Source organism: Brevibacterium sp. p3-SID960 (assembly GCF_025144725.1).
Taxonomy (GTDB): Bacteria; Actinomycetota; Actinomycetes; order Actinomycetales; family Brevibacteriaceae; genus Brevibacterium.
The window spans coordinates 61,704-74,228 of sequence record NZ_JALXKS010000001.1; the positions used below are offsets into that span (position 1 = coordinate 61,704).

Below are 12,525 nucleotides of genomic sequence, written 5' to 3' on the forward strand. Positions count from 1 at the left end.
AGTCGGCGCCGAGCTTCTTCAGTCGGCCAGGCGGCGGTCGCCGAGCTTCGGGTCGTCGCGGAAGGGCACGACGAGCAGGGAGCATTCGGCACCCGACATCACCTGCGAGGTGGTGCGGCCGAGCTGGGCGAGCATGCTGGCGAACCGGCCCATGCCGCGCTTGCCCATGACGAGCATGTCAGCCTCGCGGGACTGTTCGATGAGCAGGTCGACGGGGTCGGCGTCGTGGTAGGCGGCGTCAACCCGCAGGCCCGGGAAGTGTGAGCGCAGCCAGGTCATGTCGAGTTCGGTCTGGGCTCGCACGATCTCGTCGCCGTCGAGCCGGGCGGTGCCGACGACGATGTGCAGGGTCGCGTTCGTCGCAACCGCGTAGCCTGCCGCGTTGAGGGCAGCGACCCCGGAGTAGTCGGAGGTGTCGAGTCCGATGACGACGCCGGCTTCACCGCGCGGGTGCACATCGACGGAGTCGAATTCGCTGCCGCGGGTGGCCCGGTGGATGAGCACGGGGCTGAGCGCGTGGCCGGGCAGTCCGGAGCTGACGGTGCCGATCCGGCCGGTCGGCGGCTGGTCGGAGCCGTGATGGCCGATGACGAGCAGGCCGGCGTCCTCGCTCAGTTCGGCCATCACCTCAGCAGGGTCGCCGTGGTGGACTTCGGTGGTGAACACCGCCGGGGTCTCCTGGCCTGCCATGAGCTCGGTGAGCCTGCGGCCCACCTCGGCGAGTGCGGCCTCGGCGGCCTGCCGGGCTTCGGCAAGGTCAGCGAACTTGGGGTGGGCTGAGGAGGCGACGGAGATGAGCCGGAGCGGCTGGCCGGAGCGCCGGGATTCCTTCAGCGCCCAGGCTGCGGCTTCGCATGACGCCTCTGAGCCGTCGATTCCGACAATGATGTCGCCGTTGATCTGCATCGCACCTGCCTCGGTTCAAACCCTCACTGCGTACCCTACCGGGTCTCGCTGCGTGTTCGACAGACGGAATTGACGCTGGGCGCGCGGTTCTCGCGCGCCCAGCGCCGGTTCCGTCTCCGGGGCCCTCAGGCCTTCTGCACGGTGATGGTCCAGGAGGCCTCGCCGGTCCGGTCGAAGTGGGTCACCGGGTAGCCGTTGTCGGCTGCCCACTGCGGGATCGACTCGGTTGCCTGGGTGCAGTCGAAGTTGATGACGAGTTCGTCACCGGCCGGCAGGCCGTTCATCGCGTCCTTGGCCTCGACGAGCGGGAATGGGCAGACGAGTCCGTTGGTCTCAAGCACATGCTGCATGGTGGTCTCCTTTTCGATATGTGGTGGCTGTCAGGCGCTGACGCGGGCGGCCGGCGCCGAGGCGGTGGCTGGTTTGATTGTGAGCTTGGCTGCCAGTCCGGTGCCGAGCACCATGAAGATGAGTGAGACCCATCCCTGGTAGCTGAACTGGGCGGTCTCGACCATTGCGTTGCCGACGGTGCAGCCGCCGGCGATCGCAGCACCGACGCCCATGAGCGCACCGCCGCCGATCGACTTGACCACGGTGGGTGCGTCGGGCACCCGCAGCCGGAACTCGCCTGAGGCCTTGGCGGCGATGAACGAGCCGGTGAGGATGCCGAGGATGAGCATGACACCCCAGTCGATGAGGTCGGCGTCACCGGTGGTGAGGTACTGCGCGAGGTTCGATGACGGGGTGGTGATGCCCAGACCGGAGTTGCGTCCGGTGGCGGCTGAGAGCGGCCAGGCGATCGTGGCGATGATGCCGATGACCGCAGCAGTGGCGAACGGGTTCCAGCGCTTCTCGGTCAGCAGGTGGGCAAGTCCGGACTTGCGCGGCGGCAGGGCGGCCAGCGGAGCCTTCGCTTTGCGCTGGTGGTGGACGACGACTGCTGCGGCGACGGCTGCGAGCACAACGGCGAACACCCATGGGGAGAGGCCGAAGGTCGCCGGCAGGGACCCCTGCTCGAGGGTGATGCCGCGGATCCATTCGGTGAACCCGGCGGCCGGTCCTGCCTTCATGAACGCGGAGAAGAGAGCATAGAAGATAAGGGCGAACCAGCTTCCGATGAGTCCTTCGCCGGAGCGGTAGTAGGTGCCGGTGGCGCAGCCGCCGGCGAGGATGATGGCGAACCCGAAGATGAAACCGCCGACGATCGAGGCCAGCCACGGGAAGGGGTCGGTCTCCAGGGTGATGATGCCCAGCGTGTTGAGCGCCATGAGGCCGACGGCGTGGACGGCGATGAGCAGGATGAACGCGGAGAACCAGCGGGTGCTGCCGGCGATGAAGATGTCGCGGAAGGCTCCGGTGACGCAGAAGCGGCCACGCTGGAAGACGAAGCCCAGAGCGAGGCCGACGAGAAGTCCAGTGATGATCATGGAAGTCCTTTGTGCAGAGCCGAGGCGCCGGCTGGCCTGACATCACAGGCTGGCCGGATGTATCCGGGCGGCGGTTCGGCAGTGGTGAGAGACGATTCGCGTCGCAGGCACCGGATGGCGCCGCAGACAGCGCGCATCAGGGGTGCGACAGACAGCCGCAGGCGGCACAGGTAGCAGGGTTTCCTGCCCGGTCAGGGCACAAGGATGCCCGTCATGCCGGGGCGGCGTGGAGATATCAGGAGCAACAACCGCAGGTGCACACGTACATCAGATCGATGACGCGGCGGGAGAACAGGTGCAGGCGGAACATCGCGCTGGCTCTCCCTTCTTCCGAGAAAAGTGCGGCCGTTCGCCGCACGCTGTGGTGCAGGTGATCCGCACCGTCTGCAAAGATCCGCTCGCTGCGGACGATGATGACCATAGCAGAACCGATCGCCGAAGTGTCATGACTGTGTCACATATGACATCTGCACACCGGCAACCGCACCGGCGCACAGTTGAGCAGCCCCGGCTGCGACGCGGGCGGGATCGGGGTCGGCCGCTGTTGTATCCACATCAGTTGGACCGATCGGCAGCTGCTGCAGTCGCGCTGAAAACCCTGGACATGGCTCGAGCATGAGGCCGACTCACGCGATCCAGACGCGTTCGGCGTCGGCTTCGATCAGGCCACTTGGATACGCTGGTCTCCCAGCACGTACTCGATAGCCAGGCCACCGCCGATTGCTTCAAGGTAGCTGCGGATCGTTCCAACCTTTGCGTTATCAAGGTCGCCACGCTCGATCTTGGAGACCTGGCGTTGCCCTACGCCGATGCGCTCCGCGAGCTGAGCCTGTGTTAGGCCAGCTTGCTCGCGGAGCCGGTACGCACGCACCTCGGCGAGCATCCGCTCCTTGTGCGCGTCGACGCGCTCCCGGTCCACGGGATGCTCGGCGACAAAGTCCTTCAGTGAACGGACCGGATCAGCAGTAGCCGTCTCTACAGCCGTCACCGCCGCCTTTTCGAGCATTAAGCCGCACGCTGCGGATCCAGCGTGAGAACGCAAAAACGCGCCGATGCCATCTGGTGGCATCCGCGCGTTTTCTGACAAGCAGAGAGCCTCCTGCCGGAATCGAACCGGCGACCTTCTTATTACGAGTAAGACGCTCTGCCGACTGAGCTAAGGAGGCAACCTGGACAAGGATAGCGGCTCACTCAGCCGAGCGTCAAAAGAACATCCCGGCGCTGCACTCGCCGGCGCGATACAGTGAAGCTGGTGGCGCACACCGCTGCCCGGCAGCTCCGCCTGCCATCGCATACCGCCCCACCGAGAGACGAGAGGACCTGGAGAGAACGTGGCCGTGGATATGGATCGCTTTCTGCGCGAGTTCGAGGAGCTCATCGAATGCGAGTCCCCGTCCGCGGATCCTGATGCGGTGGCCCGCAGCGCCCGTCTCGTCTCGAAGATCGGTGCCTCCCACCTCGGCAGCGCCGCCCGGCTGATCCGCATCGACAAGGCCACCCACGCACTCTGGCGCTTCGGCTCGGGTCCGCGCGAGGTGGTGCTCATCGGCCACCACGACACGGTGTGGCCGCTGGGCACGATCCGCCGGCTGCCGTTCTCCTTCATCGACGGGATCATCCGCGGCCCAGGTGCCGATGACATGAAGGGCGGGGATCTCATCATCTTCCACGCCCTCGGCCTGCTGCTGGCCCGCCGCGGCAGTCTCGACGGCGTCTCGGTGCTCATCACCGGTGATGAGGAGCTCGGTTCGATCACCTCGCGCTCACTCATCGAGGAGGAGGCGCGCGGGGCGAAGGCCGCGCTCGTCTTCGAATCCGGCGGCTCCGACGGGGCGGTCAAGATCGCGCGCAAGGGTGTGGCGATCTATGAGCTCGAGGTGCGCGGCCGTGCCTCGCATGCCGGTGTCGAGCCGGAGAAGGGCATCAATGCCACCGCCGAGGTCTCAGCCCAGGTGCTCGATATCCTCACGATCGGCGATCGTTCAGCCGGTACCTCGGTGGTGCCGACGGTCATGAGCTCGGGTACGACGACGAACACGGTGCCGGCTGCCGCGAAGGTCGGCATCGACTCCCGTGCGGTGCAGATTGAGGAGCAGCGTCGGGTCGACGCCGCGCTGCGCATGCTCAAGCCGAAGCACCCGGGTGCGAAGCTGCTGCTGCGCGGGGGCATCAACCGGCCGCCGTTCGAGACGAAGCACTCGATGAACCTCTACGCCCGCGCCCAGCGGATCGCCGGCAGGCTCGGGCACCCGCCGCTGCGGTCGATCGCTGTGGGCGGCGGTTCGGATGGGAACTTCACCGCCGGCATCGGTGTGCCGACCCTCGATGGGCTCGGCACGATCGGCGGCGGGTCGCATGCCGACAGCGAGCATGCGGTGGCGGCGTGGATTCCCAGGCGGATCGAACTCGTCAGGGACCTCGTCGGCAGCCTGCTCGACGACTGAGCGCATTCAGCCTGCCGGCAGGCTCACTCGTCGAGCAGCCAGGGGTTCACGAGCCCGATGAACGCAGCTTCGACGATGAGCAGCGGAGCCATGTTCGTCGACAGTCGCTGGCGAGCCTGAGTGAGGATGTCGATGCGGCGCAGCGTGCTCGTGGCCGTGTTGCCCTCGGCCAGTGCGCGGATGCGCTCGTCCTCGCCGGTGTTGATCCAGCCGTCCGAGAGCCCGAGCTGGCACAGCAGCACATCGCGGTACAGCGAGAGCAGCTCCAAGAACATCGAATCGATCTCGTCGTTGCGGGCGCGGACGTTCTTGCGTTTCTGTTCCTCTTCGAGGCGGCGCACCTGGGCGCGCACGGCTGGCGGCGGGGCCTTGCCGGGTTCGACGCCGAGGGTGGTGAGCAGCTCCTCGCGTTCGGCGGCGTTGCGTTCAGCCGTGCGCTCTTTGGCGCGTTCGGCAGCGCTGTCGACGACCCGGCCGGCCAGCCGGACGGTGGTGCCCAGGGAGGTGAGCCGGGACGGGATGTCCAGCGTGCGCTGCCGTTCGGCAGCGGCCGCCTCATTGAGGGCGAAGCGCTTGGCCCGGCCGATGTGGTTCTGCGCGGCTGCGGCAGCCCAGGCGGCTTTCTCCGGGTCGACGCCGTCGCGGGTGGTGAGCAGCTCGGCGATCGCCTCGGTCGGCGGGATCCGCAGGTTGACGTTGCGGCAGCGTGAGCGGATCGTCGTGAGCACATCCTGGGTGCTCGGCGCACACAGAATCCACACGGTTGCAGGCGGCGGTTCCTCGATCGCCTTGAGCAGGACGTTGGAGGTGCGTTCGGCCATCCGGTCAGCGTCTTCGATGATCATCACCCGCCAGGGGGCGTTGACCGGGGCGGAATGGGCCTGGGAGACGAGGTCGCGGACCTCGTCGATGGAGATGAGCGACTTCTGCGTCGACATGACGGTCATCGACTCGTGCGTGCCGGCCAGCGCGCGGTGCGATTCGGCATCGAGCTCATCACCGTGGGACGGGCTGAAGAGCGCGGCGGCGAAGGCCCGGGCGGCATTCGACCGGCCCGAGCCCGGCGGGCCGGTGATGAGCCAGGCGTGGGTCATCGAGGCGGTGCCCGAGGTGTCGCCGGCGGCGATGCGGCCAGCGGCATGGGCGGCGCGGCGCAGCTGTTCGATCGCCGCGTCCTGGCCGACGAGCTCACTCCACACGCCGGTCACTGCTGGTCTCCTCGGCGCATGCCGCGCAAGCGGGCTTCGCGCAGGCGCTCACGAGCCTGGCGTTCGATCTCAGCTTGGGCCTGCAGCTTCTGCCGCGAGGAGTTGTGCAGCTGTTGGCGCGGCATCACGGTCGTCTCGGCGTCACCGGGATCCGGCTCGGCTCCCGGCTGGGGTGTCAGCACGGTGGTGGCCGAGTCATCGTCGTCCTCCCCGGCTGCTGAGGTGCGCAGGACAGTCGTCTCGTCCTCACCGGCCGCGTGGCTGCCGGTTCTGCTGCTGGCTGAGGGCAGGACCGTGGTGGCGTCCTCGTCGGGAGCTGGTGATTCAGCTTCCAGCTGAGGGCCAGCTTCCCTCGCAGCGTCCGCCCGCTGGTGTCCGTCTGCCGGCTGCTCACCGGCGGTCGCGGGCTGACCCACGACCGGGGGCTGGGGGCGGATGCCCTGGGTTGTCAGCGTCCGGTCGACGGCTGCGGCGATGTCGGCGGCCACAGTATCGGGGTCGCGGTCGGCGTCGATGACGACGTAGCGCTGCGGTTCTGCCGCGGCCATGTCGAGGAACGCCTGCCGGACCCGAGAATGGAACTCGAGGCCGGCCCGGTCGAGGTGGTTGGCCCCGCCGCGGGATTCGGTGCGTGCGTTCGCTGCCGCCGGATCCATGTCGAGGATGATCGTCAGGTGCGGGATGAGCCCGGTCGTCGCCCAGCGGGAGATCGCCCCGACCTCGGCGACCGAGAGCTGCCGGCCGGCTGACTGGTAGGCCAGCGAGGAATCGATGTAGCGATCGGTCATGACGACACCGCCGGCGGTGAGCCACGGGTCGACGCGGTCGGCGATGTGGTGGGCGCGATCCGCTGCGAAGAGCAGTGCCTCAGCGCGTTGGGCCACTCCCCTGCCGCCCAGCAGGACGTCGCGGATGCGCTGTCCGGCCTCGGTGCCGCCGGGTTCGCGGGTGGTGTGGACATCGGTGAAGCCGCGGGCGGCCAGGTGCTCGCCGAGCTTGCGGATCTGGGTGGTCTTGCCGACCCCGTCGCCGCCTTCGAAGGCGATGAACAGCCCGCGCTCGGCGAGCCTGCGGACAGCGTCGACCGCACCCGGCTGGGGGCCGGCTACCGCCTCGGGGCCGGCCACCGCCTCGGGCCCGGCGAACGGCGCCGCGGGAGTTCTCGTGCGGGTGACGGGTGCACGAAAGGCGTGGACGAGGTCGACTCCGAGGCCGCGCACGCCCAGCGGGGAGAACGTCACGATCGCGATAATGCCGGCGACGATGGTGAGCAGGCCGGGGACGATGTAGGCGACCGCGGTGGTGGTGACCTCCCAGACCAAGAAGGCAGTCACCGGGACGTCGAGCGCGGTGCCGAGCCAGGTCAGCAGCAGCGCGGCGAAGGCGCCGATGCCGAGTCCGATGCGGCGGGAGAACGCATATGGCTGGGCGCGCACGCCGATGCCGACGACGAATGCTGCGGCGCCGGAGAGAATCGCTATGCCCGAGAGCTCTTTGAGCGCGCCGATGAGGACGAGCAGCACGCCGACGATGAGCACGGCGAAAGAGGTCAGGCGTGGGCGCGTCATGCCTGGGGCGAAGGTCGGCCCGGCTTCGAAGCCGGCGGCCCAGCCGACGAGGGCGGCGCACAGGATCGCGTAGGTGCCGGCCTGGCCGAAGCTGAGGTCGGCGACGACGATCTGGGGCAGCGCGACGATGACGCCGAGCCCGGCGAAGAGGACGTAGCAGGCCCAGGGGCGGGCGATCTCGGCCTCGCCGCGGCCGTGGTGCTGAGCAGGGAACGCGCCGGTGGTCTGGTCGACGGAGTCGGCGGAGACCGGCAGCAGGAAGGAGGCGATCGCCCCGGCGAGCAAGACGAGGGCGGCCAACAGCAGCAGCCAGCGCTGGGCGGGCACGCCGGCGGAGACGCCCGAGGCGATCTGGGCGATGTAGGTGACGAACAGGCCGAGGCCGGCGGCGACACCAACCGAGCGCCACGGTTTCCGGTGCACTCCCGGGGCCTGGCGGACGAGCAGGGCGACCATAACTGCCAGCAGCAGGCCAGTGAGCCAGGCGAGCCAGACGGAGGGGAAGAAGAAGAGGAACAGGCCCGATACTCCGGCGGCTGCGGCTGCAGAGGACAGCACTCGGCCGCCGGTGGTCGACAGGCGTGGGCCGAGCAGCGACGTCGGCAGGAACAGGCCGGCTGATGTGACGACGAGGAGGACCGTGAGTGCGATCGCGCCGCGGCGGACGCTGAACTCGCCGACCTCCCAGACCGGCTGGACGCTGTGCAGGTCAGCTGGCAGGCCGGTGTCGAAGAAGCCCATGACGCCAGCGAGACCGAAAGCGATCGCGCCGGTGGCCAGCAGCAGCAGCCAGGCGCCGATCTCCAATCCGAGCGGGACGAGCGGTGCGAGCGGATGCCGTCTGGGCGCCGCGGGTGCGGCTGCGGACGCGCCGCTCGGGGGATTCGGAGTTGTCATCACATCTCCACGATACTCATCGGCTCGGACATCGACGATGTCAGCCTACGAGGCCCACCTGTCGGCTTGCTGGACGTGCTGGTGCGCACCGCGCGAGCACGGAATCCTGCAGGGGACACGGCACGGTGCGGCCGCGGTTATCCTGTCTAGGTGACCGACACCGACTCCCGTGACGCAGCCGGCCGGCCTGCTGGTTCTGCCGTGCCGGCCGGGGCCGCTCCCCTGACCGACGGCCGGCCCGCGCCTGCCCGCATCCGGCTGCACCGCCTCGGACGCGGGACCGATGACCCAGTCGATGCGCTCTCCCTGGCTCGAGTGCTGCTCGATGAGGTGCGGGCCGGGCAGCGGCCGGGTGTGCTGCGGATCTACCGGCCGGAGCCGACAGTCGCCTTCGGTGCCCGCGACCGGTTCCTGCCCGGCTTTCCCGCCGCCGTCGAGGCGGCGCGTGCTCACGGGTTCACGCCGGTGCTGCGTTCGCTCGGCGGGCGGGTGGCCCCGTATCACCGCGGCAGCCTCGTCATCGATCACATCGAGCCGGCCTCGACGCTGCTCTCAGGCACGCAGGGCCGGTTCACGGACTTCGGGGCGATGTACGCCCAGGTGCTGCGCTCGCTCGGCATCGACGCGCGCCTCGGCGAGATCCCGGGCGAGTACTGCCCCGGTGAGCACAGCGTCAACGTTGCAGGGAGGATCAAGGCGATCGGCACGGCGCAGCGGGTGACGGCAGCCGGCTGGCTGTTCTCGTCGTCGATCGTCGTGACCGACCCGGATCCGATCCGAGCGGTGCTCACCGATGTCGAAGCGGCCCTTGGTGTCGAGTGGGATCCGGCGACCGGCGGGTCGATCAGCGAGGTGCATCCCGAGGTGACGGTCGAGGCGGTCACCGAGGCCTTCGACGCCGCCTATGGCACCGCCTATGAGGTGGTGGCCGGCCAGATCGGTGAGGAGACGTTGGCCGCGGCTGCTGAGTACCGGAATAAGCACGAGCTGTAAGCGGCTGAAGCGCCGCAGCAACGGCGCCGCTGAAACGCCGCAGCAACGGCTGAGCCCCGCCAGCCGGTGGGGCTGACGGGGCTCTGCGCTCGCTCAGATCAGGGCGTCTTCGGCGTGGCCGTAGACGTCTTCTTCGCAGCCGTGGTCTTCTTCGCAGCGGTCGTGCGCGCGGTCGTCGACTTCTTCGCAGTCGTCGATTTCGCCGCCGTCGACTTCTTCGCGGAGGACGATTTGGCCGTCGTCTTCTTCGCCGTCGTCTTCTTGGCGGTCGTGCGCTTCTTCGCCGGTCCCTTCGCCCGCTTCTCCGCAAGCAGCTGGAAGGCCCGCTCGGCGGTGATCGAGTCGACGGCGTCGTCCTTGCGCAGGGTCGCGTTCGTCGTCCCGTCGGTGACGTAGGGGCCGAAGCGGCCGTCCTTGAGCACGACCGGCTTCTTCGACTCCGGGTCCTCGCCGAACTCCTTGAGCGGGGCGGCGGCCGCACGGCGGCCGCGCTGCTTGGGCTGGGCGTAGATCGCCAGCGCCTCCTCCAGGGTGATGTTGAAGATCTGCTCTTCTGTCTCCAGCGACCGCGAATCGCTGCCCTTCTTCAGGTAGGGACCGTACCGGCCGTTCTGCGCGGTGATGACCTCGCCCTCGGCGTCGGCTCCCACCTCGCGCGGCAGGCTCAGCAGCTTCAGCGCCGTCGCCAGGTCGACTGTGGCCGGGTCCATCGACTTGAACAGCGAGGCCGTGCGCGGCTTGGGCTTCTTGGCCCCGCGCTTGGGCTTCTCCTCCGGTTCGGGCAGGATCTCGGTGACGTAGGGGCCGAACCGGCCGGACTTCGCCACGATCGTGTGGCCGGACTCCGGGTCGACACCGAGCTCGCGATCGCCCTGTCCCTGTTCGGCGATGAGCTCACGGGCCTTCTCGGCAGTCAGCTCATCGGGGGCCAGGTCATCGGGCACGGAGACGCGGATCGGTGCCGGCTCCCCAGACTCCCCCTCACCCTTGGCAGCAGCCTTCGCACCGGCCTGCTCGGCTGCGGCCTTCGCCCCAGCCCCGGCAGCTGCCTCCGGCGAGACCTCCAGATACGGCCCGTACCGGCCGACCCTGAGCACGATGCCCTCAGCGATGTCGATCGAGTTGATCGCCCGCGCATCGATGTCGCCTAAGTCGTCGACTGTCGGCTTGAGACCGTCGTGGTCAGCCCCGGTGCCAAAGTAGAACTCGCTGAGCCACTGGCTGCGCTCCTTCGCACCTCCGGCGATCGCGTCGAGGTCGGCTTCGAGAGCTGCAGTGAACTGGTAGTCAACAAGCCCTCCGAAGTGCTCTTCGAGCAGCCGGACGACGGAGAACGCCAGCCAGCTGGGCACCAGCGCGCTGCCGCGTTCGGTGACGTAGCCGCGATCCTGGATCGTCGAGATGATCGCCGCGTACGTCGACGGCCGGCCGATGCCGAGCTCTTCGAGCCGCTTGACGAGACTGGCCTCGGTGAAGCGCGGCGGCGGTGCAGTCGTGTGGCCGTCGGCCTCGGCGCGAGCGACGGAGATCGCCTGGCCTTCTTCGACCTCCGGCAGCCGGCCGCCCTCCTTGGCGGCGTAGCGTTCAGCGTCACGGCCCTCCTCATAGGCGGCGAGGAAGCCGCGGAAGGTGATGACCGTGCCCGAGGCGGTGAAGCCCGCCGTCCTGTCCTCACCGAGGTCGGCAGTGATGCGCATCGTGGCCGTCTTGCCCTTGGCGTCGGCCATCTGGCTGGCGAGGGTGCGCTTCCAGATGAGGTCGTAGAGCCGGAACTCATCGCCGGAGAGCTTCCCGGAGACCTGGGCCGGGGTGCGGAAGGAGTCACCGGCAGGACGGATCGCTTCATGAGCCTCCTGCGCAGACTTCTGCTTCTGCGCGTACACCCGGGCCGACTCCGGGACGTATTCGGGGCCGTAGAGTTCGGCGATCTGATTCCGGGCGGCGGTCACCGCCTGCGTCGACAGCGCCGAGGAGTCGGTTCGCATGTACGTGATGTAGCCGTTCTCGTACAGCGACTGGGCGGTGCGCATCGCCTGACGGGCGGTCATCCGCAGCTTGCGGCCGGCCTCCTGCTGCAGGGTCGAAGTGGTGAACGGCGCAGCCGGGCGGCGCGAGTACGGCTTCGTCTCCAGCGCCGTGACACGCAGGCTGTCCTTCGCCGAGGTGGTGAGCTGGCCGGCGAGTTCGGTCGCCATGTCCTCGGTCAGGACGACGACCTCGGAGGCGGCTTTCTCCTTCAGCTGCCCGGCATCGTCGAAATCACGGCCGCCGGCGACCCGCTGGCCGTGATACGTCGTCAGGCGGGCGGCGAACTCGGCGCCCGAGCCGGGCACAGCCAGGTCGATGTCGAGGTCCCAGTAGTGGGCAGGCACGAAGGCCATCCGCTCGCGTTCGCGTTCGACGACGAGGCGGGTGGCCACCGACTGCACACGGCCGGCTGAGAGCCCGGCGCGGACCTTGCGCCAGAGCACCGGCGAGACCTCATAGCCGTAGAGCCGGTCGAGGATGCGGCGGGTCTCCTGCGCGTCGACCAGCGAGTAGTCCAGTTCGCGGGTGCTCTCCAGGGCGCGTGCGATCGCCTCGGGAGTGATCTCGTGGAACACCATCCGCTTAACCGGGACCGTGGGCTTGAGGACTTCGAGCAGGTGCCAGGCGATCGCCTCACCCTCACGGTCCTCGTCTGTTGCCAGATAGAGTTCGTCGGCGTCCTTGAGCAGCCGCTTGAGCTCGGTGACCTTCTTCTTCTTATCCGGGGCGACCCGGTAGTACGGCTCGAAGTCGGAGTCGACATCGACGGCGAACTTGCCGAACGGGCCCTTCTTCATATCCGCAGGCAGCTCCGAGGGCTGCGGCAGGTCTCGGATATGGCCCACCGAGGCTTCGACGTCGTAGCCGTCCCCGAGGTAGCCCACGATGGTGCGGGCTTTGGTCGGAGACTCGACGATGACGAGCCGGCGCGGCTGAGCAGCCGTTTGTGCCACGAGGTTCCCTTTCGACGGAATGTGCGCGGAGCGACGGGCGGCACCGCAGCGGCCGGACGGTCCTTGACTGGCCGCACAGTGGCTTACACCTTACAGAACTT

At 68.6% G+C, this 12,525-nt stretch carries 10 protein-coding genes and 1 tRNA gene; 2 read left to right on the top strand and 9 right to left on the bottom strand.

Annotated features, from left to right (window positions below; translation table 11 throughout):
• Window positions 1-18: 18 nt before the first annotated feature.
• From M3B11_RS00265 to M3B11_RS00290, 6 genes are all read right to left on the bottom strand, one after another.
• Complete coding sequence (locus tag M3B11_RS00265) at window positions 19-906, bottom strand: universal stress protein (protein ID WP_259874454.1); 888 nt, start codon at window positions 904-906, stop codon at window positions 19-21.
• Window positions 907-1,031: 125 nt separating this feature from the next.
• The gene (locus tag M3B11_RS00270) at window positions 1,032-1,256 is read right to left on the bottom strand and encodes a sulfurtransferase TusA family protein (protein ID WP_102161239.1); all 225 of its coding nucleotides are present in this window, start codon (window positions 1,254-1,256) and stop codon (window positions 1,032-1,034) included.
• Between the two features lie 30 nt (window positions 1,257-1,286).
• The gene (locus M3B11_RS00275) at window positions 1,287-2,333 is read right to left on the bottom strand and encodes a YeeE/YedE family protein (RefSeq protein ID WP_259874456.1); all 1,047 of its coding nucleotides are present in this window, start codon (window positions 2,331-2,333) and stop codon (window positions 1,287-1,289) included.
• Window positions 2,334-2,568: 235 nt separating this feature from the next.
• Complete coding sequence (locus M3B11_RS00280) at window positions 2,569-2,754, bottom strand: hypothetical protein (RefSeq protein WP_259874458.1); 186 nt, start codon at window positions 2,752-2,754, stop codon at window positions 2,569-2,571.
• 240 nt (window positions 2,755-2,994) lie between these two features.
• Window positions 2,995-3,339: a helix-turn-helix domain-containing protein gene (locus M3B11_RS00285; protein WP_259874460.1), complete on the bottom strand. Its 345-nt coding sequence runs from the start codon at window positions 3,337-3,339 to the stop codon at window positions 2,995-2,997.
• Window positions 3,340-3,426: 87 nt separating this feature from the next.
• Window positions 3,427-3,499: transfer RNA gene (locus M3B11_RS00290), tRNA-Thr, on the bottom strand.
• Window positions 3,500-3,676: 177 nt separating this feature from the next.
• Here M3B11_RS00290 and M3B11_RS00295 point away from each other — a divergent pair.
• On the top strand, window positions 3,677-4,777 hold the full coding sequence (locus M3B11_RS00295; protein WP_259874623.1) for a M20/M25/M40 family metallo-hydrolase: 1,101 nt from the start codon (window positions 3,677-3,679) through the stop codon (window positions 4,775-4,777).
• A gap of 23 nt (window positions 4,778-4,800) precedes the next feature.
• Here the strand turns inward: M3B11_RS00295 and M3B11_RS00300 are convergent, their stop codons facing one another.
• Entirely contained in the window at window positions 4,801-5,985 is a 1,185-nt protein-coding gene (locus tag M3B11_RS00300; RefSeq protein WP_259874462.1) for a DNA polymerase III subunit delta', read from the bottom strand.
• Window positions 5,982-8,450: a dTMP kinase gene (gene tmk, locus M3B11_RS00305; protein WP_259874464.1), complete on the bottom strand. Its 2,469-nt coding sequence runs from the start codon at window positions 8,448-8,450 to the stop codon at window positions 5,982-5,984. The genes M3B11_RS00300 and tmk overlap by 4 nt, the downstream gene beginning before the upstream one ends.
• Window positions 8,451-8,702: 252 nt before the next feature.
• Here tmk and M3B11_RS00310 point away from each other — a divergent pair, with 252 nt between their 5' ends.
• Window positions 8,703-9,443: a lipoyl protein ligase domain-containing protein gene (locus tag M3B11_RS00310; protein WP_259874625.1), complete on the top strand. Its 741-nt coding sequence runs from the start codon at window positions 8,703-8,705 to the stop codon at window positions 9,441-9,443.
• A gap of 98 nt (window positions 9,444-9,541) precedes the next feature.
• On the opposite strand, the gene topA is transcribed toward M3B11_RS00310, so the two are convergent.
• Window positions 9,542-12,424, bottom strand: coding sequence for a type I DNA topoisomerase (topA, locus tag M3B11_RS00315; protein ID WP_259874466.1), 2,883 nt, complete (start codon window positions 12,422-12,424; stop codon window positions 9,542-9,544).
• Window positions 12,425-12,525: the final 101 nt, after the last annotated feature.

Bases quoted from the DNA above. Each gene is read 5' to 3' on its own strand.
- M3B11_RS00275 (WP_259874456.1), bottom strand. From the start codon at position 2,333: ATGATCATCACTGGACTTCTCGTCGGCCTCGCTCTGGGCTTCGTCTTC.
- M3B11_RS00270 (WP_102161239.1), bottom strand. From the start codon at position 1,256: ATGCAGCATGTGCTTGAGACCAACGGACTCGTCTGCCCATTCCCGCTC.
- M3B11_RS00285 (WP_259874460.1), bottom strand. From the start codon at position 3,339: ATGCTCGAAAAGGCGGCGGTGACGGCTGTAGAGACGGCTACTGCTGAT.
- M3B11_RS00265 (WP_259874454.1), bottom strand. From the start codon at position 906: ATGCAGATCAACGGCGACATCATTGTCGGAATCGACGGCTCAGAGGCG.
- tmk (WP_259874464.1), bottom strand. From the start codon at position 8,450: ATGACAACTCCGAATCCCCCGAGCGGCGCGTCCGCAGCCGCACCCGCG.
- M3B11_RS00280 (WP_259874458.1), bottom strand. From the start codon at position 2,754: ATGGTCATCATCGTCCGCAGCGAGCGGATCTTTGCAGACGGTGCGGAT.
- M3B11_RS00295 (WP_259874623.1), top strand. From the start codon at position 3,677: ATGGATCGCTTTCTGCGCGAGTTCGAGGAGCTCATCGAATGCGAGTCC.